The organism is Salinispora sp. H7-4 (assembly GCF_013416675.1).
Lineage (GTDB): Bacteria > Actinomycetota > Actinomycetes > Mycobacteriales > Micromonosporaceae > Micromonospora > Micromonospora vitiensis.
Genome location: NZ_JABZED010000044.1, coordinates 1 through 21,095, shown reverse-complemented (window position 1 = coordinate 21,095; position 21,095 = coordinate 1). Strand labels below are relative to the sequence as shown.

The 21,095-nt window shown below is 70.7% G+C and carries 14 protein-coding genes; 5 read left to right on the top strand and 9 right to left on the bottom strand.

Annotation, left to right across the window (positions count from 1 at the left end; translation table 11 throughout):
* The first annotated feature begins 39 nt into the window (after positions 1-39).
* On the top strand, positions 40-1,698 hold the full coding sequence (pgm, locus tag H0524_RS17195) for a phosphoglucomutase (alpha-D-glucose-1,6-bisphosphate-dependent) (protein ID WP_180199560.1): 1,659 nt from the start codon (positions 40-42) through the stop codon (positions 1,696-1,698).
* 1 nt (position 1,699) lies between these two features.
* On the opposite strand, the gene H0524_RS17190 is transcribed toward pgm, so the two are convergent.
* The 3 genes from H0524_RS17190 to H0524_RS17180 form a co-directional block, all read right to left on the bottom strand.
* Complete coding sequence (locus H0524_RS17190; RefSeq protein ID WP_018725529.1) at positions 1,700-2,629, bottom strand: NAD(+)/NADH kinase; 930 nt, start codon at positions 2,627-2,629, stop codon at positions 1,700-1,702.
* A 133-nt stretch (positions 2,630-2,762) separates the two neighbouring features.
* Positions 2,763-5,867 (bottom strand): M14 family metallopeptidase, encoded by a 3,105-nt coding sequence (locus H0524_RS17185; protein WP_180199559.1) that lies wholly within the window; start codon positions 5,865-5,867, stop codon positions 2,763-2,765.
* 156 nt (positions 5,868-6,023) lie between these two features.
* The gene (locus H0524_RS17180) at positions 6,024-6,449 is read right to left on the bottom strand and encodes a hypothetical protein (protein WP_180199558.1); all 426 of its coding nucleotides are present in this window, start codon (positions 6,447-6,449) and stop codon (positions 6,024-6,026) included.
* Between the two features lie 77 nt (positions 6,450-6,526).
* Between H0524_RS17180 and H0524_RS17175 the strand changes: the two genes are divergently transcribed.
* Positions 6,527-7,084, top strand: coding sequence for a dihydrofolate reductase family protein (locus tag H0524_RS17175; RefSeq protein ID WP_180199557.1), 558 nt, complete (start codon positions 6,527-6,529; stop codon positions 7,082-7,084).
* Between the two features lie 140 nt (positions 7,085-7,224).
* On the opposite strand, the gene H0524_RS17170 is transcribed toward H0524_RS17175, so the two are convergent.
* From H0524_RS17170 to H0524_RS17150, 5 genes are all read right to left on the bottom strand, one after another.
* Positions 7,225-9,690 (bottom strand): Tex family protein, encoded by a 2,466-nt coding sequence (locus H0524_RS17170; protein ID WP_309225140.1) that lies wholly within the window; start codon positions 9,688-9,690, stop codon positions 7,225-7,227.
* A gap of 66 nt (positions 9,691-9,756) precedes the next feature.
* Positions 9,757-10,947, bottom strand: coding sequence for an MBL fold metallo-hydrolase (locus H0524_RS17165; RefSeq protein WP_180199556.1), 1,191 nt, complete (start codon positions 10,945-10,947; stop codon positions 9,757-9,759).
* Positions 10,948-11,076: 129 nt separating this feature from the next.
* Positions 11,077-11,832 carry a succinate dehydrogenase/fumarate reductase iron-sulfur subunit gene (locus H0524_RS17160; RefSeq protein WP_180199555.1) on the bottom strand — a complete coding sequence of 252 codons (756 nt, stop codon included), beginning with the start codon at positions 11,830-11,832 and terminating at the stop codon, positions 11,077-11,079.
* Positions 11,829-13,760 (bottom strand): fumarate reductase/succinate dehydrogenase flavoprotein subunit, encoded by a 1,932-nt coding sequence (locus H0524_RS17155; protein WP_180199554.1) that lies wholly within the window; start codon positions 13,758-13,760, stop codon positions 11,829-11,831. Before H0524_RS17155 ends, H0524_RS17160 begins: the two co-directional genes overlap by 4 nt.
* 2 nt (positions 13,761-13,762) lie before the next feature.
* A complete protein-coding gene (locus tag H0524_RS17150) occupies positions 13,763-14,446 on the bottom strand; it encodes a succinate dehydrogenase cytochrome b subunit (protein WP_180199553.1) in 684 nt (227 codons plus the stop codon).
* 80 nt (positions 14,447-14,526) lie between these two features.
* Between H0524_RS17150 and H0524_RS17145 the strand changes: the two genes are divergently transcribed.
* The gene (locus H0524_RS17145) at positions 14,527-15,462 is read left to right on the top strand and encodes a LysR family transcriptional regulator (protein ID WP_180199552.1); all 936 of its coding nucleotides are present in this window, start codon (positions 14,527-14,529) and stop codon (positions 15,460-15,462) included.
* On the opposite strand, the gene hrpA is transcribed toward H0524_RS17145, so the two are convergent.
* Positions 15,459-19,496 (bottom strand): ATP-dependent RNA helicase HrpA, encoded by a 4,038-nt coding sequence (hrpA, locus tag H0524_RS17140; RefSeq protein WP_180199551.1) that lies wholly within the window; start codon positions 19,494-19,496, stop codon positions 15,459-15,461. The two genes, H0524_RS17145 and hrpA, sit on opposite strands and share 4 nt — an antisense overlap.
* A 214-nt stretch (positions 19,497-19,710) precedes the next feature.
* Here hrpA and H0524_RS17135 point away from each other — a divergent pair, with 214 nt between their 5' ends.
* Positions 19,711-20,406, top strand: a complete 696-nt coding sequence (locus tag H0524_RS17135; protein WP_180199550.1) for a type 1 glutamine amidotransferase domain-containing protein — start codon at positions 19,711-19,713, stop codon at positions 20,404-20,406.
* Between the two features lies 1 nt (position 20,407).
* Positions 20,408-20,980 carry a TetR/AcrR family transcriptional regulator gene (locus tag H0524_RS17130; protein WP_180199549.1) on the top strand — a complete coding sequence of 191 codons (573 nt, stop codon included), beginning with the start codon at positions 20,408-20,410 and terminating at the stop codon, positions 20,978-20,980.
* Positions 20,981-21,095 lie beyond the last annotated feature (115 nt).

Genomic DNA, 21,095 nt, shown 5'->3' with positions numbered 1-21,095 from the left:
TCGAGACACGGCCGAGGTGGGCCGGGATCAGGAGGTCACGTGGTGGGCACGCACCCCCGAGCGGGCCAGCCGGCCCAGCCATCCGACCTGGTGGACGTGGCGAGGCTGGTCACCGCGTACTACGCGGAGCACCCGGACCCGGCGGACCCGGGGCAGCAGGTCTCCTTCGGCACCTCCGGGCACCGGGGGTCCTCGCTGCGGAACGCGTTCAACTCCGATCACATCGTCGCGATCACCCAGGCGCTCTGTGACTACCGGCGGGAGCGCGGCCTCGACGGCCCGCTCTTCCTCGGCCGGGACACCCACGCGCTCTCTGCCCCGGCGGCGGTGGACGCGCTGGAGGTGCTCGCCGCCAACGAGGTCTCGGTCCTGTTGGACAGCCGGGACGGATACGTTCCGACGCCGGCGGTCTCCCACGCCATCCTGGCCCACAACCGGGGGCGGAGCAGCGGGCTCGCCGACGGCATCGTGATCACCCCGTCGCACAATCCGCCGGAGGACGGCGGGTTCAAGTACAACCCGACCCACGGGGGCCCGGCGGACACCGATGTCACGAGGTGGATTCAGGAGCGGGCGAACGCGATCCTCGCCGCCGGGCTAAAGGAGGTGCGCCGCATCCCGTACGCGCGGGCGCGCACCGCCGACACCACCGGCCGGTACGACTTCCTCGGCCGCTACGTGACCGACCTGCCGTCCGTGCTCGACCTCGACGCGGTCCGGTCAGCCGGCGTCCGGATCGGGGCTGATCCGCTCGGCGGGGCCAGTGTCGCCTACTGGGGCGAGATCGCGGAGCGGCATCGGCTGGACCTCACCGTGGTCAACCCGACCGTCGATCCGACGTGGCGGTTCATGACCCTGGATGGGGACGGCCGGATCCGAATGGACTGCTCGTCTCCGAACGCGATGGCGTCGCTGATCGCCGCCCGGGACCGGTTCGCGGTCTCGACCGGTAACGACGCCGACGCCGACCGGCACGGCATCGTCACACCGGACGGCGGTTTGCTGAACCCGAACCACTACCTGACGGTGGCCATCGCCCACCTGTTCCGCACCCGGACCCGGTGGGGGCCGGACGCCGCCATCGGCAAAACCCTGGTCTCCTCGTCCATGATCGACCGGGTCGCCGCCGACCTGGGGCGCCCGTTGTTGGAGGTGCCGGTCGGCTTCAAGTGGTTCGTGCCGGGCCTGCTCGACGGCGCAGTCGGCTTCGGTGGCGAGGAGAGCGCCGGCGCCTCCTTCCTGCGTTGCGACGGCAGTACCTGGACCACCGACAAGGACGGCATCCTGCTCTGCCTGCTGGCATCCGAGATCATCGGCACCACCGGCCGGAGCCCGAGCGAGCACTGGGCGGAGCTGGCCGGTCGGTTCGGCGCACCCGCGTACGCCCGGATCGACGCTCCCGCCAGCCGGGCGGAGAAGGCGGTGCTCGGTCGACTCTCGCCAGCACAGGTGACGGCCACCGAGTTGGCCGGTGAACCGATCACGGCCACGCTCACCCGCGCACCGGGTAACGGGGCCCCGATCGGTGGCTTGAAGGTCACCACCGAGAGCGGTTGGTTCGCCGCCCGCCCCTCCGGCACCGAGGACGTCTACAAGATCTACGCCGAGTCGTTCCAGGGGCCCGAGCAGCTGGCGCGTATCCAGGCGGAGGCGAAGGAACTGGTCTCGTCGGTGCTGGCGGCGGCTTCGGGCGGGTGAGTCAACGGTGCGGGGGGTGCCACCGTCGGCTCATCTCCTCGCGGAGGCCATCGGGGAGGAGTTCGCGAAGCTGCTCGGGCAGGAGCGGTAGGTCCAGCAGGCCCAGCTTGAGCTGGTTGCGCTCCCGGTAGCGACGTGGGTCGAGGCGGACCACCAGGCCGGCGTCGCGGTGGTATCTCACCTCCACCGCGCCCTCGGTCACCGCGTCCTGGATCACCTGCCCGTCCATCTCCACCGCCATCGGCGCGGAGCCCGGGGCCAGCTCCAGCCGGATCTGTTCGTCGGGGGAGAGGACCACCGAGCGGGAGATCCCTGCCATCGGCGCGGACGGGGTCACCACCACCACGTCGCTCGCCGGGGAGACCAGCGGTCCGCCGGCGGCGTAGCCGTACGCCGTGGACCCGGTCGGTGTGCTCACCACCAGCGCGTCGCACCGGTAGTAGCCGTACCGCTGCCCATCCACGGCGAGGGTGGCGGTGACGAAGCCCGCGCCGGGCCGGCGAACCAACGCGACATCGTTGAACGCGACCACATCATCACCGCAGACCGCGCAGGCCAGGCAGCTGTGCCGTTCCACGGTGAAGTCCCGGTTGGCCAGCCGGGCCAACGCGGTCGGCAGGTCCGGTGGCTCGACCTCGACCAGGAAGCCAAACTGGCCCAGGTGCACCCCAAGCACCGGTTTCGGGTCGCGGACCGTCGAGCGCAACGCGCCGAGCATGGTGCCGTCGCCGCCGATGCTGATCAGCACGTCGCTGGTCGGGGCCACCTGCTCGGTGGGCAGCGGTTCCACCGTCGCCGGTACCCGGTGCCGGTCCGGCCCCTGCACGGCCAGCGTTATCCGGTGCCGGGTCGCCCAATCGACGATGAGGTCGACCACCTCGGATACGTCCCGGGTCGGGTGCAGCACCAGTCCGAGCCGGATCTGATCCATCTGCCCAGCTCACCACATTCGGGCTGGCCCGGCGGGACTTCGTCGGCCGCCGACGGTGCGGTTGGCCCGGACGCCCCGCCCGTAGCTGCGCGGGCGCCGGCGGCCTCCGCAGGCCGCCGGCGCCACGAGCCGGTTAGCGACGATCCGCCGCGAACAGATGGTCTATCGTCCGCTGGACCAGGTCAGCCCGGGCCTCCGGAGCCAACCCTTCCAGGCCGAAGCCGAGGTAGACGGTGTCCGCGGTGACCACCGCCGACCCCTCCGCGAAGGCCTGCTGGCTGCGCCCCCAGTTCTCCGTGGTCTCGGCCGAGCCGGGCGGCGGGCCAGCCGGAGCCCAGTCACCCAGATCCGTCTCGAACGAGGTGTCGCTGACCGTGGCGCCGTCCACGATCACCCGGGCGTCGTCCAGGAAGACCCCCAGACCCTGGGTGCCCCAGTCCGAGATGTAGGAGATCGACAGCTCGACCTCCGTACCGGCGTACCCGGAGAGGTCGACCACGAGCTCCTGCCAGCCGTTGGAGGCGCCGGTGATGGCGTTCCAACTGCCGGTGGTGCCCGTCGGCGAGCAGTCCTCGCCCTGGTATCGGGCGAGCCACGGGTGTAGCGCCTCGACCCAGCCCGACTCGCAGCTGTCCCCGGTGTCGGTGGTGGTCCGGCCGTTGGCGTCCGGCAGGGTCGTCCAGCTGTCGCTGCCCACCTCGTGCGCCTCGACGATCAGGTAGTCCCAGTTCGTCTCGATGTCGTACGAGGTGAAGAGGCGCAGTTCGGCGTCGTTGGCACCGGTGAGGTCAACGGTCTGGGTGAGCCGCTTGTACGAATCGTTGGTCTGGCCGCTCCACAGATACCAGTCACCGGTACGCGGGTCGAACGGCGCACCCCCCGGCCGCTCCCAGCCGAGCGGCGCCGCGCTGTCGAACTGCGGGAACTGCTCCGGTGGCAGGAAGCCCGACGTGGTCAGGAACGACGCCGTGTGCTCCTGGTTAGCGGCCGAACCCGGTGCGTTGAGCGCGCCGGCGAAGCCGGTGAACCGGTCGTCGGTGCCGGTCACCGGGTACGGCCCGGTCTCGCCGGTGCCACCGTCACTGACGTAGGTGAAGGCACCCAGCCAGTACTGCTGGAAGTCGTTGAGCACCGGCAGACACGTCTCGTCGTTCGAGTCGGTGCACTCCGCCGGCCCGTTCGGCTGGTAGCGGTAACCGCCGTTGGCGGCTTGGGCGTAGAGCGCGTACTCACCGCTGAGGAGGAGCTTGCCCCCCTCGTTCAGGTAGTCCCGGACGGCCAGCTCGGTCTCCACCCCCGCCCGGGCGATGGTGCCCGGTACCTGTCCCGGAGCACGCGGGATGATGTCGTCACCGGTCTCCCAGAGCACCATCTGGTAGTGCGACAGCACACCCAGGTGGTGCGGAGCCTGCCGGCCCATCGTGTCAAAGTCGTACACGTCGCTGGTGCGCCCGGCCGCGGTCAGCGCGTCGGCCATCTCGTCGGCGTACTTCGCGCTGGTGGCGTCCTGGTCCGGGACCGGCCCGTTGACATCCTCCATCGCCAGCACCAGGACATCGCCGCCGACGTCGTCGTGCACCTGGTAGGTGAAGCGCTCGCTGGTCACCTTCCCCGCTTTGGGCTTCTTGCCGCTGAACCAGACCTCGACCTGGTCGCCGGGTCTGGCCCCCTGCACCGTGCCCCGCAACTCGGCGTAGTAGTCGTCGTGGGTGTCGCCGTAGCGCTCACCGCCCCGCCACTCCCGGACGCTGACCGTCTTGGTCCGGCCGTCGTTGATCGTGTAGTGCATCCGGACGTTGCGGAGCGCCCGTCGGGTGATCGAGGCGACCTGTTGCTTGCGGCCGTACGACGTGTCGAAGGTGTCCACCACGAAGTCCGGGGTGCTGCGGCCGACGACCGACACCGGCTCGTCCGGGTCGTGTGCCGACTGCGCCACGGCCAGGGCGAATGGCAGGTTCTTCGCCACCTCCGCGGAGATCAGTTTCTCGTCGTCGGGGAAGATGAAGCCGCTGACGCAGTCCTCCGGTAGCCACTCGTCGTCCGGGTCGGACGCCGCTGCGGCCTGACAGGTCGACATCTCCGGGGTGAAGCCGAGGGTGCCGTAGCGGACCGTGGCGTGGGTGTCGGTGTCGCCGTTGGTGGTGTACAGCTCGGCCGAGATGTCCGGGTCGTAGCCGGGCACGGCCGGGTTCTCGTCGTCACCGACCATCGCCTCGTAGATGATGTCGTCCGGGGTGGGGGTGGCGACCTGCCAGCCCACGCCGTAGAGCAGCAGTTGGGCGGCGGAGTGGTAGTTCACGAAGAACTCGAAGCCGACCCGTCGGAACAGCTGGTCCAGCGCCCGGGTCTCGGGCTCCGAGTGCGGGCCGGGGCCCCGGTAGGTGTTGCTGTTCGGGTCGGGGGAGGAGCCTTCGTTGTCGTAGCCCCACTTGTAGCCCCAGTTGCGGTTCAGGTCGACGCCGTCGGCGGTGGTGACCTGCCCGTCGCCGTCGTTGTCCCGTAGGTTCTTGCGCCAGAGCCGGTTGCCGGGCGTGAAGGTGTGGTCGTAGCCGTCCGGGTTGGCGACGGGCAGGAACCACAGCTCGGTGGTGTCCACCAGCCGGGTGATCTCCTGGTCCGTGCCGTAGTTGTCCAGGACGTGGTGCATCAGTCGCCGGGTCATCTCCGGCGTGATCCACTCTCGGGCGTGCTGCGCGCTGGCGTACAGCACCGCCGGCCGCTTGCCGTCGCGGGTCCGGTCCGCGTTCTTGGTGACCTTGACGGCGAGGATCGGCTGGCCCTGGTGGCTGCGGCCGATCGTCGTCACCTTTGTCAGCTCCGGGTAGCGGGCGGCGGTGGCGGTGATCTCGTCGCGGATGCCGCCCGGCTCGCTGTAGGACCGGAAGGCGGACCATCCGGTGGCGGCCTGCTCCCGCAGCGCCTCGCTGGCCGGCTTGCCCCGTACCTTCTTGACCTCCAGCTGCACGCCCTGGCTGGCCAACCGGGCCGCCTGCCGTTTGCTCAGCACCGTCTCGACCTGGACGTCGCCGGACCGGTCCGTCTCGGTGTGCTCGTGGCCGAGGTCCGCCCCGGCCTGCCGCAGCTTCTCCAACTGCTCCGGGCCGACCGTGCCGACATACACCTCCAGACTGTCTCGGCTGCCCGGGTCGGACCCCGGTTGTGCGGTTGCCGGTGTGGTCAGCGCCAACGCGCCGACCAGGGTAAACACGCCGGCAATCGCCAGCCGTGTGCGCCTCATCGCGCCTCCTGGGATGGAAGGGCCTGTGCCGCGAGCTTTCGCCATCCGTCAACGGCTGTCAATCAAACGTCTGGGTGGCTCTTCACGATGGAGGGTGAAGGAATACTGACGTGCGGCGCGGCCGTTGTGGCGCCCTGCTGCTCAGCCCACCCAGGGTCAGCCGGCGTCGTCCAACCGCCGACGCAGCAGCAACCGCAGTGGCACCGACTCGCCGTCGCGCCCACCCGCGCCGACGACCAGCGGCGCGGGGCTGGGCTGCGGGTTCGCGCCGAAGAGCCGGGCGCGCAGGCCGCCGGGTACGACCAGGAGGTGGAACCGGCCGTCCACGTCCACCGCGCGGCTGCGGGCCCGGTCCACGTACCAGCCCCGCAGCCGGGTCCGGTAACGCCCCCGGCCCCCGTGCCCGGTCGCCGTGAGCTGCTCGGGTGGCAGGCCGCGACGGCGGGCCTCGGCCACGAACTCCGCGACCAACTCGGCGGCCTCCGCCTGCTCGGCGAGTCGCCGGTGCTCCTCGGCCGCGGCGTGCGCCGCTACCGCGCGTCGTCGCTGCTCCCGCCAGTCCCGGCTCTCCTCCACGCCCACGTCTGTGACGCTACGCCCCCCACCCGTGACGCTCGCCTGGGGCGCCGCTGCGGCAGTGGCGGTTAGGCTGGCTGGCTATGGGAGCGCTCACCTTCACCCTCAACCTCACCCTGGACGGTTGCGTTGACCACCGGGAGGGGATCGCTGACGACGAGACGCACGCCTTCTTCACCCGTCTCATGGACGCAGCCGGGGCGATGCTGTGGGGTCGCGTCACCTACGAGATGTTGGAGAGCTACTGGCCGGCCGTTGCCCGCGGCGAGCAGGAGGCGCCGTCGGCCATGCGCGAGTGGGCGGTCAAGCTGGAGGCCAAACCCAAGTACGTGGTGTCGTCGACGCGTACGGACTTTCCGTGGACCAACAGTCACCACATCGGCGGCGATCTGCGCGAGGGCGTGCAGAAGCTCAAGGACGCGACCGCCGCCGGGGTTCTCCTCGGCAGCGGCAGGCTCGCGACCGCGCTCGACCGGCTGGACCTGATCGACGAGTACAAGCTGCTCGTCCATCCCCGGATCGCCGGCCACGGCCCGACGCTGTACCAGGGCGGGCTGCCCGGCACGCGTCAGCTCGAGCTGCTCTCGGCGGAGCCGCTCCGCAGCGGCGTGGTGGCCATGCACTACCGCCGGACGCACTGAATCAAGGAGTCCAGCGCCGCCGACTCACCGGCGGGTGCGCGTCCTCCTCGCGCGCCCCGCGCAGCCGCCAGGACGCCCTCCCGCTGACGTGCGCGGCGCTGTCCGACCCGGCCGAGGGTCGGGTCGGACAGCGCCGGCGCTCAGGCGAGACCCGCGCGACGTAGGGCATCCGCCATCGCGTCGTTCGCCGGGGCCCCGCCCCCACGTCCCGATCGTGGCTGCCCGCCGCGATCGCCCTGCCCGCCGCGACCTTGGGAGCGCTCGCCCTGCCCGCCGCGATCGCCCTGCCCGCCGCGACCTTGGGAGCGCTCGCGCTGCCCGCCGCGACCGCCCTGCCCGCCGCGGCCCTGGGAACGGGCGCCGGCTTCCCGGTCGCCGCCGCGGCCCCCCTGCTGCCCCCGGCCGTCGGTACGGGCGGCCTCGGTGTCGTCCAGGCGCAGGGTCAGCGAGATGCGCTTGCGCGGTACGTCCACGTCGAGGACCCTGACCTTCACCACGTCACCGGACTTCACCACCTCGTGCGGGTCCCGGACGAAGGCGCGGGACATCGCCGAGACGTGCACCAGGCCGTCCTGGTGCACGCCGATGTCCACGAACGCGCCGAAGGCGGCCACGTTGGTGACCACTCCCTCCAGGATCAGGCCGGGCACCAGGTCGGCGATCGTCTCCACGCCCTCGGCGAAGGTGGCGGTGCGGAACTCCGGCCGCGGGTCCCGGCCGGGCTTCTCCAACTCGGCGAGGATGTCGGTTACCGTCGGTAGCCCGAAGGTGTCATCGACGAAGTCGGTGGCCCGCAGCCCGCGCAGGATCGCACTCCGGCCGATCACCGCCGGTAGTTCCTGCTTGACGGCGGCGAGGATCCGCCGCACCACCGGGTACGCCTCCGGATGCACGCTGGACGAGTCCAGCGGGTCGGCACCGCCGGGGATGCGCAGGAAGCCGGCGCACTGTTCGAACGCCTTCGGGCCGAGCCGGGGGACCTGCCGCAGGTCGCGTCGGCTTCGGAATGGCCCGTTGGCGTCCCGGTGCAGCACGATGTTCTCCGCCAGCCCGGCGCCGATCCCGGAGACTCGGGTCAGCAGCGGTGCGGAGGCGGTGTTGACATCGACCCCGACCGCGTTGACGCAGTCTTCGACGACCGCGTCGAGGGACCGGGACAAGGCCACCTCGGACAGGTCGTGCTGGTACTGCCCGACTCCGATCGAACGCGGGTCGATCTTGACCAGCTCGGCGAGCGGGTCCTGGAGGCGACGGGCGATCGAGACTGCTCCCCGCAGCGACACGTCCAGGCCCGGCAGCTCCTGCGCCGCGTACGCGGACGCCGAGTAGACCGAGGCTCCGGCCTCGGAGACGACGAGCTTGGTGAGGTTCAGCTGGGGGTGGCGCCGGATCAGCTCTCCGGCGAGCCGGTCGGTCTCCCGACTCGCGGTGCCGTTACCGATCGCCACCAACTCCACCTGGTGTGCGGCGGCCAGTCGGGCGAGGGTCTCGATCGAGGCGTCCCACTGGCGGCGCGGTTCGTGCGGGTAGATGGTGTCGGTGGCGACCACCTTGCCGGTGGCGTCAACGACGGCGACCTTCACTCCGGTGCGCAGGCCGGGGTCCAGCCCCATCGTCGCCCGGGTCCCGGCCGGGGCGGCCAGCAGCAGGTCCCGCAGGTTCGTGGCGAAGACCCGTACCGCCTCCGCCTCGGCGGTCTGCCACAACCGCAGCCGCAGGTCCGCGCCGAGGTGGATGAGGATTCGGGTACGCCAGGCCCAGCGAACCGTGTCGCAGAGCCAGCGGTCGGCCGGCCGTCCCTGGTCGCTGACCCCGAACCGGGCGGCGATGGCCGTCTCGTACCGGGTCGGGCCGGTGACCGCCGAATCCGGGGCCTCCTCCGACTCCGGCTCCATCGTCAGGTCGAGCACGCCCTCCTTCTCGCCGCGGAGCACGGCGAGGACCCGGTGTGCGGGCAGCTTCGGGTACGGCTCGGCGAAGTCGAAGTAGTCGGCGAACTTGGCGCCCGTCGTGGCCTGGCCGTCGCGGACCCGGGACACCAGCCGGCCCCGCGACCACATCTGCTCGCGCAGCGTGCCGATCAGGTCGGCGTCCTCGGCGAACCGTTCGACGAGGATGGCCCGGGCGCCGTCGAGCGCGGCGGCGGCGTCGGCGATGCCCCGGTCCGGGTCGACGAACCCGGCGGCCGTCGCCCGCGGCTCCTGGGCCGGCGCGTCGAGCAGGGTGTCGGCGAGGGGTTCCAGGCCGGCCTCGCGGGCGATCTGCGCGCGGGTTCGCCGCTTGGGCTTGTACGGCAGGTAGATGTCCTCCAGCCGAGACTTCGAGTCGGCGGCCATGATCTGTGCGGTCAGGGCTTCGTCGAGCTTGCCCTGGCTGCGGATCGACTCCAGGATGGCGTCCCGCCGCTGGGCCAACTCGCGCAGGTAGCGCAGTCTCTCCTCGAGGGTGCGCAGTTGGGTGTCGTCGAGCAGGCCGGTGGCCTCCTTGCGGTACCGGGCGATGAACGGCACGGTCGCGCCGCCGTCGAGTAGATCCACGGCTGCGTGTACCTGACGCTCGGCGACGCCGAGCTCCTCGGCGATCCGCTGAGAAACAGAGAGGGTCACGATCTCGATCCGCCTTCGGGAGTGGTTTCCCATGCATTCTGCCGGGCCACCGACGCGGTGGTGGAATCAGGCAACCGCCTGCCACCAGCCGTCCACCGGCGGCGGGTCGTCAACCACCACCCGCTGGCCCGGCCGGGGCACCGCCAGCCGCACGTCCCGGGCCTTCGTCTCGGCCCAGAGCCGGTTCACCGGCTCCGACCAGTCGTGCACGGCGAGGTTGAAGGTCGCCCAGTGCACCGGGACCAGCAGTCCGCCGCGCAGGTCGAGGTGGGCGGCGACCGCCTCCTCCGGGAACATGTGAATGTCCTGCCAGGCCCGGTCGTAGGCGCCGATCTGCATCAGCGTCACATCAAAGGGCCCATATCCGGCGCCAATGGCAGCGTATCCCGCGAAGTACCCGGAATCGCCGGTGTAGAAGACGCTGCGGTGCGCCCCGGCGATCACCCAGGAACTCCAGAGGGTGGCATCCCGGCGCAGGCCGCGTCCGGAGAAGTGCTGGGCCGGGGTGGCGGTGAGCCGTAACCCGGTGACGTCGTGACTCTCCGACCAGTCCAGCTCCACGATCCGGTGCTCCGGAACCCCCCACCGCTGAAGGTGGGCACCGATCCCGAGCGGCACCACGAACGGCGCGTCCTGTTTTGCTGTCAGCCCCTGCACGGTCGCGAGGTCGAGGTGGTCGTAGTGGTCGTGGGAGATCAGGATCGCGTCGACCGCGGGCAACTCGTCGAGGCCGACCGGTGGCGGGTGGAGCCGCCTGGGCCCGACCCGGGTCGACGGGGAACAGCGATGACTCCACACCGGATCGATCAGCACCCGGCGGGCCTCGATCTCGACCAGCGTGGAGGCGTGGCCGTACCAGACCACGTTCAACTCGGGCGAGTGCGGGGATGACTCCGGCGCCGTTGGTGCTGGGCGCACCAACGGCACCGGCAAACGCGGGTGGCGTTGCTGCTTGCCGAAGAGGAGCTCGCGGAGCAGGTTCCGGTCCGTGGAGCCGGTCGCGGGGCTGGCGGCGGGACGGCTGCTCGCCGGGTTCCGGAAGGCGCCGGCCCGGAACTGCGGCGAGTGCCGGGCACGCTCGGCCCGCGCGCCGGCCAGCCGGCCGCCGAGGGCCAGCGGAACATCCCGTACCGCCCAGGCGAGGCCGGCCAGCGCGGCCATCCCGACCGCGCCGCCCACCCGTCCTGCGCTGACGGCCCCGCCCAGTCGCCGCCCACCCGTCCTGCGCTGACGGCCCCGCTCTGTTGGTGCCCCCATCGCCGTCCCTCCGAGTGGATTCCGCCGTACCCGTCGGCCCTATCGAATCAGCGCCGTCGGCTCCGCCCCCCTCTCGCTTTCGAGAAGGGGGCTACCCGCAACGGAGGGGTTGAACCGACGGTGTCGCGGTCAGGAGTGCCCGGTGTGCTTGGCGGTGGCCGCGAGGTAGTCGCGGTTGAGCCGACCGATGGTGTGCAGTGGGATGCCCTTGGGGCAGACCACGGTGCACTCCCCGGCGTTGGTGCAGCCGCCGAAGCCGGCGTCGTCGTGCGAGTCCACCATGCCGATCACGCGGGTGTACCGCTCCGGCTGGCCCTGCGGCAGCAGCGAGAGCTGGGTGACCTTGGCGGCGGTGAAGAGCATGCCAGAGCCGTTCGGGCAGGCCGCCACGCAGGCGCCGCAGCCGATGCAGGCGGCCGACTCGAAGGCGGCGTCCGCGTCGGCCTTCGCCACCGGTGCCGCGTGTGCCTCGGGCGCGCTGCCGGTCGGAGCGGTGACGAAGCCACCCCCGGCGATGATCTGGTCGAAGGCGTTGCGGTTGACCACCAGATCCTTGACGACCGGGAACGCCCGGGCCCGCCACGGCTCGATGTCGATCGTCTCGCCGTCGGTGAACTGCCGCATGTGCAGCTGGCAGGCGGTGGTGCCGCGCTGCGGCCCGTGCGCGTTGCCGTTGATCATCATGCCGCACATGCCGCAGATGCCCTCGCGGCAGTCGTGGTCGAACGCCACCGGCTCCTCACCGGCGAGGGTCAGGCGCTCGTTGAGCACGTCGAGCATCTCCAGGAACGACATGTCCGGAGAAATATCCTCGACCGGGTAGGTCACCATCCGACCCTTGTCCTCGGGGCCCGTTTGGCGCCAGATGCGTAGGGTCAGGTTCACTTGTAACTCCGCTGCGTGGGGTGGACGTACTCGAACTTGAGGTCTTCCTTGTGTAGCACCGGCTGCTCGATGCCGTACTCCCAGGCCGCCACGTACGCGAACCGCTCGTCGTCGCGCTGGGCCTCGCCGTCCGGGCTCTGGTGCTCGGCCCGGAAGTGGCCGCCGCAGGACTCCTCACGGTGCAGGGCGTCGATGCACATCAGCTCGGCCAGCTCGAAGAAGTCGGCCACCCGGCCGGCCTTTTCCAGGGACTGGTTGAGTCCGTCGGCGTCGCCGACGATCCGGACCCGCTGCCAGAACTCCTCCCGCAGCGCGCGGATCTCGTCGACCGCCTTGCGCAGACCGGCGGCGGAACGCTCCATGCCGCAGTGTTCCCACATGACCTGGCCCAGCTCCCGGTGGAACGAGTCCACGGTCCGGTCGCCGTCCACGGCGAGGAGCCGGTGGATCCGATCCTCGACGGTACGCCGGGCCTCGACTGCCGCCGGATGGCTCGGTTCGAGCTTCTCGAACGGGCCGGCCGCGAGGTAGTTGGCGATGGTGTTCGGCAGCACGAAGTAGCCGTCGGCGAGCCCCTGCATGAGCGCGGAGGCGCCCAGTCGGTTCGCGCCGTGGTCGGAGAAGTTCGCCTCGCCGATCACGAAGAGGCCGGGGATGGTCGCCTGGAGGTCGTAGTCGACCCAGAGCCCACCCATCGTGTAGTGCACGGCCGGGTAGATCCGCATCGGAACCTCGTACGGGTCCTCGCCGGTGATCCGCTCGTACATCTCGAAGAGGTTGCCGTACTTGGCCTCGATGGACTTGCGGCCCAGCCGCTGGATCGCGTCGGCGAAGTCCAGGTAGACGCCGAGCCGGGTCGGGCCGACGCCGCGCCCCTCGTCGCAGACGTTCTTCGCGGCGCGGGAGGCGATGTCCCGGGGCACCAGGTTGCCGAACGAGGGGTAGATCCGCTCCAGGTAGTAGTCCCGCTCGTCCTCGGGGATCTCGCGGGGATCGCGGTCGTCGCCCTCGGCCTTGGGCACCCAGACCCGGCCGTCGTTGCGCAGCGACTCGCTCATCAGCGTCAGCTTCGACTGGTGGTCGCCGGAGACCGGAATGCAGGTCGGGTGGATCTGCGTGTAGCAGGGGTTGGCGAAGTACGCCCCCTGGCGGTGCGCCCGCCAGGTGGCGGTGACGTTGCAGCCCTTGGCGTTGGTGGAGAGGTAGAAGACGTTGCCGTAGCCGCCGGAGGCGAGCACGACCGCGTCGGCGAACTCGGTGGTGATCTCGCCGGTGACCAGGTCCCGGACGACGATCCCCCGGGCCCGCCCGTCAACGACGATCAGCTCCAGCATCTCGTGCCGGGTGTTCATCTCCACGTTGCCGAGGCCGACCTGACGTTCCAGCGCCTGGTACGCCCCGAGCAGCAGCTGCTGACCCGTCTGGCCCCGGGCGTAGAAGGTGCGCTGTACCTGCGCGCCGCCAAAGGAGCGGGTGTCGAGCAGGCCGCCGTACTCGCGGGCGAACGGGACGCCCTGGGCGACGCACTGGTCAATGATGTTGACCGAGACCTCGGCCAGTCGGTGCACGTTCGACTCGCGGGAGCGGAAGTCACCGCCCTTGACGGTGTCGTAGAAGAGGCGGTGCACCGAGTCGCCGTCGTTGCGGTAGTTCTTCGCCGCGTTGATGCCGCCCTGCGCGGCGATCGAGTGGGCCCGGCGTGGGCTGTCCTGGTAGCAGTAGGACCGGACCCGGTAGCCCTGCTCGGCGAGGGTGGCGGCGGCCGAACCTCCGGCCAGGCCGGTGCCGACGACGATCACCGTCAGCTTGCGGCGGTTGGCCGGGTTGACCAGCTTGGCGTTGAACCGGCGACTGTCCCAGCGGCCTTCGATCGGCCCGTCCGGGGCCCGGGTGTCGGCGACCGGGTTACCTTCGGTGTAGAGATCCATGATCAACGCACCAATCCGAGGAGTACGGCGAACGGGACCACCAGGTAGCCGACGCTGAGCGCGACGGCGAAGACCAGTGCGAGGCCCCGGGCGCGTCGTTCGCCCTGCGGCGTCTGCTGGCCGAGGCTGCGGAGCGCGCTGTAGACGCCGTGCCGTAGGTGGAAGCCGAGAGCGACGACCGCGAGCGTGTAGAACAGCGTCACGTACCAGCGTTCCGGGGCGAAGTCGGCGACCACGTTGGCCTGTGGCCGGGTCGGGTCGCCGACCGGGTTCAGGTGCCCGGTGGTGAGGTCCAGGATGTGGTAGATCACGAAGAGGGCGATGATCACGCCACCCCAGCGCATGGTGCGGGCGGCGTAGCTGCCCTGGACCTTCTTGCGGTGGGCGTAGCGGACCGGGCGGGCGGAGCGGGCGCGCAGCGCCAGCATGGTCGCGGCCCAGATGTGGCCGGCCAGCGCGACCAGGAGTGCGCACCGCTGCAACCACAGGTACCAGCCGTACGGGAGCAGCGGCGTGCCGAGATCACGCAGCCAGTGGGCGTAGTGGTCGAAATCCTCAGCACCGGTGAAGATCTTCAGGTTGCCGAGCATGTGTGCGACGAGGAACAGCACCAAGACAAGGCCCGTCACCGCCATGACGGCTTTGAGGCCGACAGTGGAGCGGATGGGCGACCGAGTTCGTGACATGACTACCACACGGCTGACGCTAAGAGCAGTCGGATCAGTCGTCCAATGCATCGACTCCGCAGTCTTCATAGCCATAGGCTATGAAGATGCAACTCCATCAGCTTCGGTACTTCGCAGCGGTCGCAGAAGTACGACATTTCACCCAAGCTGCCGATCATGTCGGCATAACGCAGCCCTCGTTGAGTAAGCAAATTCACGCTCTGGAGACGGAACTCGGCACCCCGCTCTTCGAGCGGGTAAGGGGAAAGATCGCGCTCACCGCCGCGGGTGAGGTGCTGCTGCCGTTCGCCAAACGGATCCTCACCGATGTGGAGATCGCCACGCGCGAGGTACAGGAGCTGGTCGGTCTGCGGCGGGGCCGGGTACGCCTCGGTGCAACCCCCAGCCTGGCCACCGCACTGGCCCCACCCGTGCTGCGCCGCTTCCGCGACGCGCACCCGACCGTTGACCTGTGGGTCGAGGAGGGCGGCTCCCAGGATCTGGTCCGGCACCTGCTCCGCGGTGACCTGGACCTGGCGTTGATCATCGCACCGGCCCAGGGCACCGACCCGGGGCTGCGCACCGACGCGATCCTCACCGAGAGCCTGGTGGTCGCCAGCGTCGGGCCCCTGCCGGACTCCCTGCCGGCACACCCGATCCGCGTCGCCGACCTGCGCGGCCAGCCGCTGGTGATGTTCCGGGAGGGGTACGACCTGCGGGACGCCACCCTGCAGGCGTGCCGGGAGTCCGGCTTCGAGCCGTGGATCGCGGTGGACGGCGGGGAGATGGACTCCGTGCTCAGCTTCGTCGCCGCCGGGCTGGGGGTCGCCCTGGTGCCCGGCAGCGTCGTCGCCAGCCGGCCCGGAATCCACGTCACCCGACTCGCCGCGCCCGGCGTTCGCCGGACCATCGCGGTCGCCCGCCGCCGGGATGTCGTCCCCACCCACGCCGGCCGGGAGCTGCGTCGCATCCTGCTCGAGTACGTGGACGACGCGATCGCCGCCGACGCCCTGCCATCCGGCCTCGAGCCCCGCTAGGCCACCTCCGCGGCGTCCATGGCCTTGTAGATGCGCTGCTCGCTGACCGGGTACGGGGTCCCCAGCGCCTGGGCGAAGACGTTCACCCGCAGCTCCTCGATCATCCACCGGATCTGTCGGACGGCCGCCGTCCGCTGCTTCGCGGGCGGCAGCGCGGCGAGCAGGTCCGCGTACTCCCGCTGCACGACGGCGATCCGGTCCTGCTGCTGCTTGTCCCGGGCCGGGTTGCCGGGGAGCCGGTCCAACCGGCGTTCGATCGCGGTCAGGTAGCGCCGCAGATCCGGTAGCCGTGCGTAGCCGGCCTCGGTGATGAAGCCCGGGTGGATCAGGCCGGTGAGCTGGCTGCGGACATCGGCGAGCGCGGCCACCACCGCCAGATTTCGGGTCGCGCCGAGACGTTGCTCGATCGCGTACCCGGCGGCGAGTACCCCGCGGACCCGCTCCATCACCTCGACGACGGTCTCCACCAGACCGGCGCGGACCGCACCGCGCAGCGCGGCGAAACCGTCGGCGTCCCAGGCTGGGCCGCCCGCGTCGGCGATCAGTTTGTCGAGCGCCGCGCCGGCCGCGTCCTCGATCAGCGCCGGTACGCCCCCGTGCGGATTGCGGCTGAGCGCCAGCTTCGCCTCGTTGGAGAGCCGCCCCTGGAGAAACTTCGCCGGGGATGGCGCGGCCAGCCGGAGCAGGCGTCGGGTTCCCGCCCAGTGCGCGGCCTCCTGCTCGGCGGGGGAGTCGAAGACCCGTACCCCGACCGTGGCGCCCTCGTCCACCAGCGCCGGGTACGCGGTGACCGCGTACCCGGCCCGGACCTGCTCGACGGTGCGCGGCAGGGCGCCGATCTCCCAGTCGGTCAGCCCGGTGCGGGCCACGTCCGGCGCGGCGGCGGCCACCACCTGACGTACCTCCGCGGTGAGCTGGCGTTGCAGCGCCGGCAGGTCCTTGCTCTCGGCGACCGGGCGGTCGTCCTCGCCGAGTACCCGGAAGGTGACCCGCAGGTGCGGCGGTAGCTTCGCAGGCTCCCAGGCGTCCCGGGGGACGGTGACCCCGGTCATCCGGCGCAGCTGTCGGGTGAGGGCGTCCAGCAGGTCGTCCTCGCCGGTCGGAAGCTCGGCGAGCACGGCCCGGGCGTAGTCGGGCACCGGGACGAAGTTGCGCCGGACCGCCTTGGGCAGCGAGCGGATCAGCGCGATGACCAACTCCTCGCGGAGCCCCGGCACCTGCCACTGGAAGCTCTCCGCCGGCACCTGGTTGAGCAGCGGCAGCGGGATGTCCACCGTGACCCCGTCGGCGGAGGTGCCCGGGTCGAAGCGGTACGTCAGGGGCAGGAGCACCCCGTCGGCTCGCCACTCGTCGGGGAAACCGACCCCGTCCACGCCACCGCGGCCGGCGTTGACCAGCAGCTCCCGGGTGAAGGTCAGCAGCTCCGGTCGTTGCCGGCGCTCCCGCTTCCACCAGGAGTCGAAGTGCCGACCGGAGACCACCTCGGCCGGGATCCGCTCGTCGTAGAACTGGAAGATCGTCTCGTCGTCGACCAGGATGTCCCGCCGTCGAACCCGGTTCTCCAGCTCGGTCACCTTGTCGAGCAGGCACTGGTTGTCCCGCCAGAACTGGTGGTGGGTCTGCCAGTCCCCCTCGACCAGCGCATGTCGGATGAACAGTTCGCGGCTGGTCACCGGGTCGATCCGGCCGAAATTGACCTTGCGGGAGGTGACGATCGGAACGCCGTACAGCGTCACCTTCTCGACGGCCATGACCGCCGCCTGCCGCTTCTCCCAGTGCGGTTCGCTGTAGCTGCGTTTCACCAGGTGCTGGGCGAGCGGCTCGACCCACTCCGGTTCGATCCGACCGTTCACCCGGCCCCAGAGCCGGCTGGTCTCCACCAGCTCGGCGACCATCACCCAGCGCGGCGGCTTCTTCGCCAGGGCGGAGCCGGGGAAGAGGGCGAACTTCGCCCCCCGCGCACCCAGGTACTCGTACCGCTGGGTGTCCTTCAGGCCGACGTGGGAGAGGAGGCCGGCGAGCAGCGACTGGTGCACCTTCGGAGTGTCGATCTCCTCCGGCAGGTCCGCCCCGCCGCCGCGTCGCCCGCCGCCGCCGTCAGCGGCCGGCCCGCCGCCGTCCGGCCCGCCCCGTCGCCGGCTTTGCTCCGGAGTCCGCAGTGCCTGTCGGAGCTGGCTGACGATGTCCTGCCACTCCCGCACCCGCAGGTAGTTCAGGTACTCCGACCGGCACATCCGTCGGAATCCACTGGACGACCGGGCCCGCTGCTGCTCGCGCAGGTAGCGCCACAGGTTGAGGTACGCCACGAAGTCCGACTCCTGGTCGGCGAAGCGGGCGTGCGCCTGGTCGGCCTGGGCCTGCTTGTCGACCGGCCGTTCGCGGGGGTCCTGGATCGACAACGCCGCCGCGATCACGACCACCTCGGTGGCGGTGCCGTTGCGCTCCCCCTCGAGCACCATCCGGGCCAGCCGGGGGTCGACCGGCAGCTGGGCGAGCCGCCGGCCGAGCGGGGTGAGCCGTTTCGCCGGGTTGGTCTCGGCCGGGTCCAACGCGCCCAACTCGTGCAGCAGGTTGGCGCCGTCGGTGATGGTGCGCCGGTCCGGTGGGTCGATGAAGGGGAACGCGGCGATGTCGCCGAGCCCGATCGCGGTCATCTGGAGGATGACCGAGGCGAGGTTGGTCCGCAGGATCTCCGGGTCGGTGAACTCGGGTCGGGACTGGAAGTCCGGCTCGTCGTAGAGGCGGATGCAGATGCCGTCCGAGGTGCGCCCGCACCGGCCCTTGCGCTGGTTGGCCGAGGCCTGCGAGACCGGCTCGATCGGCAGCCGCTGCACCTTGAGCCGGTTCGAGTAGCGGGAGATACGCGCGGTGCCGGGGTCCACCACGTACCGGATGCCGGGCACGGTGAGCGACGTCTCCGCGACGTTGGTGGCCAGCACCACCCGCCGGCCGGTGTGCGGGGCGAAGACGCGGTGCTGCTCGGCGGTGCTCAGCCGGGCGTACAGCGGCAGGATCTCGGTGTGGCGTAACGCTGGTCGGTGCGTGACGAGCTTGCCGAGCGCGTCGGCGGTGTCCCGGATCTCCCGCTCGCCGGAGAGGAAGACCAGGATGTCGCCGGGGCCTTCGGCGGCGAGTTCCTGCACCGCGTCCCCGATCGCCTGGACCTGGTCGCGAACCTGCTCCTCGTCGGTGTCGTCCTCGTCCTCGCCCACCTCGACCAGCGGTCGGTATCGCACCTCGACCGGGTAGGTCCGCCCCGACACCTCGACGACCGGTGCCGGGTTGCCGTCGGCGTCGGCGAAGTGCCGTGCGAACCGGTCGGTCTCGATGGTGGCCGAGGTGATGATCACCTTGAGGTCCCGGCGGCGGGGGAGGAGCTGCCGTAGGTAACCGAGGATGAAGTCGATGTTGAGGCTGCGCTCGTGCGCCTCGTCAACGATGATCGTGTCGTACTGGCGAAGCATCCGGTCGTGCTGTAGCTCGGCGAGCAGGATGCCGTCGGTCATCAACTTGACCAGGCTTCGGTCGCTGACCTGGTCGGCGAAGCGCACCTGGTAGCCGACCACCTCGCCCAGTTCGGTGCCGAGCTCTTCGGCGATGCGGTCGGCGACCGTCCGGGCGGCGAGCCGGCGGGGCTGGGTGTGCCCGATCAGCCCGTGGACGCCACGGCCCAGCTCCAGGCAGATCTTGGGTAGCTGGGTGGTCTTGCCGGAGCCGGTCTCGCCGGCGACGATCACGACCTGGTGGTCGCGGATCGCCGCGGCGATCTCGTCCCGGCGCTCGCTGACCGGCAGCATCGCCGGATAGGTGATTGTGGGTACGGCGGCTTGCCGGCCCGCCAGCCGGGTTTCGGCGCGGACCAGATCCGTCGTGATTTCGGCCAGGGCTGTTTCCCGACGTTGGGGGTCGGGTATCCGTTGGGCGCCGTCCAGCCGCCGTCGGAGACGGTGCTGGTCACGGAGCATCAGCGGGCGTAGCCGGCGGTGCAGCTCGCGGGTGACATCGGGCGGGGTGGAGGCGACTTCGTTCGGCATGTCGTCGCCAAGGATAGGCAGCCGGGTGGTTGTCCGCCCGGAGTTACCTCCGCCGGGCTGTTGAGGCCCCGGTATCGGCGCCGCTGAGGCTCCGGTATCGGCCGGAGCCGGCACGACAAGAATCGAACTGTCATTTTGTATTCAGAACGTCAGTATGTAGGGTGGGTCCCGAGGCGGACTGCTCTGGCCCGCCCAGCTACGGAGGGTTTGATCAATGTCAAAGATCCTGTTCGTGGTTACCGGCGCTCACCACTGGGAGCTCGCCGACGGCACCATGCACCCCACCGGTCTCTGGGCCGAGGAGCTCGTGGTTCCCCACGAGATGTTGACCAGCGCCGGCCACGAGGTCAGCATCGCCACCCCGGGGGGAGTGGTGCCGCGGGTGGACCAGAGCAGCCTGCAGCCGGAGGCCACCGGCGGTCCCGAGGGGGCCGCCCAGATGACCAAGGCCGTGGAGAGCATCGAAGGTCTGCGCAAGCCGCTGACCCTGGCGGAGGTCAACCTCGACGACTATCAGGCTGTCTTCTACCCGGGTGGTCACGGGCCGATGGAGGACCTGGCGGTCGACCAGGACTCCGGCCAGTTGCTGGTGGCCGCCATGCGGGCGAAGAAGCCGGTCGGCATCGTCTGCCACGGGCCAGCCGCGATGCTCGCCGCGGTGAACGCCGACGGCAGCAACCCCTTCACCGGACGCCGGGTGGCTGCCTTCACCAACGCGGAGGAGGCCCAGGCCGGCTTGGCCGACAAGGCCAAGTGGCTGCTTCAGGACCGCCTGGTCGACATCGGCGTGCAGGTCCAGGAAGGTGAGCCGTGGGCGCCGAACGTGGTCGTCGACGGCAACCTGGTCACCGGGCAGAACCCGGCGTCCTCCGCGCAGGTCGCCACGGAGCTGCTGGGTAAACTGAGCTGATATGGACAATAGTCGGCTTTCCGACGTCCTCGACGCCACCTACACCTGCTTGACCAGGTACGGCGTACGGCGGACGACGATGGATGACATCGCCGCCGCGATGGGGGTCTCTCGGTCCGCCGTCTACCAGTACGTTCGGGGCAAGGACGACGCGTTCCGGCAACTCGCCGGACGCCTGCACACCCAGGCGCTGGCACGTGCCCGGCAGGCCGCCGGCCAGGACGCCCCCTACGCCCAGCGCATCCGGGGCGTCCTGGCCGCCAAGCTCGACCTGTCCCTGCACCTGATCGGGGACTCGCCGCACACCGCCGAGCTCATGGACAGCAAGGCCCGGCTGTTCGGGGAGATCTGCACCGAGTTCACCATGGAGCTACGGAAGCTGCTGGCGGATCTCTTCGCCGAGGCGGGTGCGGCGGACGCGGACGCGGCGGCCGAGATCTGTGTCGCCCTGGTCTCCGGCCTGGAGACGGCTCCGGACAGCCGGCGTCTGCTGGGGCGCGCCGTGGACGCGCTCGTCCCCGGTCTGCTGCACCCGGTCGAGCAGGTCGGTCATGTTAGTGGTACCACTGGCTAGTACGGCAGCCGCCATTCGTGATCATGGCTGGAGTTCGAGGGTGAGTCGCCGGGCGTAGTGGGCTCGTCTGGCTCGTGCCTGGTGGTGGCGTCGCCATCGTGACCAGCGCAGGTGG

What these genes read in the sequence shown, in the direction of transcription:
- H0524_RS17190 (WP_018725529.1), bottom strand. Translation starts at nt 2,629, where the DNA reads ATGGATCAGATCCGGCTCGGACTGGTGCTGCACCCGACCCGGGACGTA.
- H0524_RS17185 (WP_180199559.1), bottom strand. Translation starts at nt 5,867, where the DNA reads ATGAGGCGCACACGGCTGGCGATTGCCGGCGTGTTTACCCTGGTCGGC.
- H0524_RS17175 (WP_180199557.1), top strand. Translation starts at nt 6,527, where the DNA reads ATGGGAGCGCTCACCTTCACCCTCAACCTCACCCTGGACGGTTGCGTT.
- H0524_RS17165 (WP_180199556.1), bottom strand. Translation starts at nt 10,947, where the DNA reads ATGGGGGCACCAACAGAGCGGGGCCGTCAGCGCAGGACGGGTGGGCGG.
- H0524_RS17155 (WP_180199554.1), bottom strand. Translation starts at nt 13,760, where the DNA reads ATGGATCTCTACACCGAAGGTAACCCGGTCGCCGACACCCGGGCCCCG.
- H0524_RS17150 (WP_180199553.1), bottom strand. Translation starts at nt 14,446, where the DNA reads ATGTCACGAACTCGGTCGCCCATCCGCTCCACTGTCGGCCTCAAAGCC.
- H0524_RS17145 (WP_180199552.1), top strand. Translation starts at nt 14,527, where the DNA reads ATGAAGATGCAACTCCATCAGCTTCGGTACTTCGCAGCGGTCGCAGAA.
- hrpA (WP_180199551.1), bottom strand. Translation starts at nt 19,496, where the DNA reads ATGCCGAACGAAGTCGCCTCCACCCCGCCCGATGTCACCCGCGAGCTG.
- H0524_RS17135 (WP_180199550.1), top strand. Translation starts at nt 19,711, where the DNA reads ATGTCAAAGATCCTGTTCGTGGTTACCGGCGCTCACCACTGGGAGCTC.
- H0524_RS17130 (WP_180199549.1), top strand. Translation starts at nt 20,408, where the DNA reads ATGGACAATAGTCGGCTTTCCGACGTCCTCGACGCCACCTACACCTGC.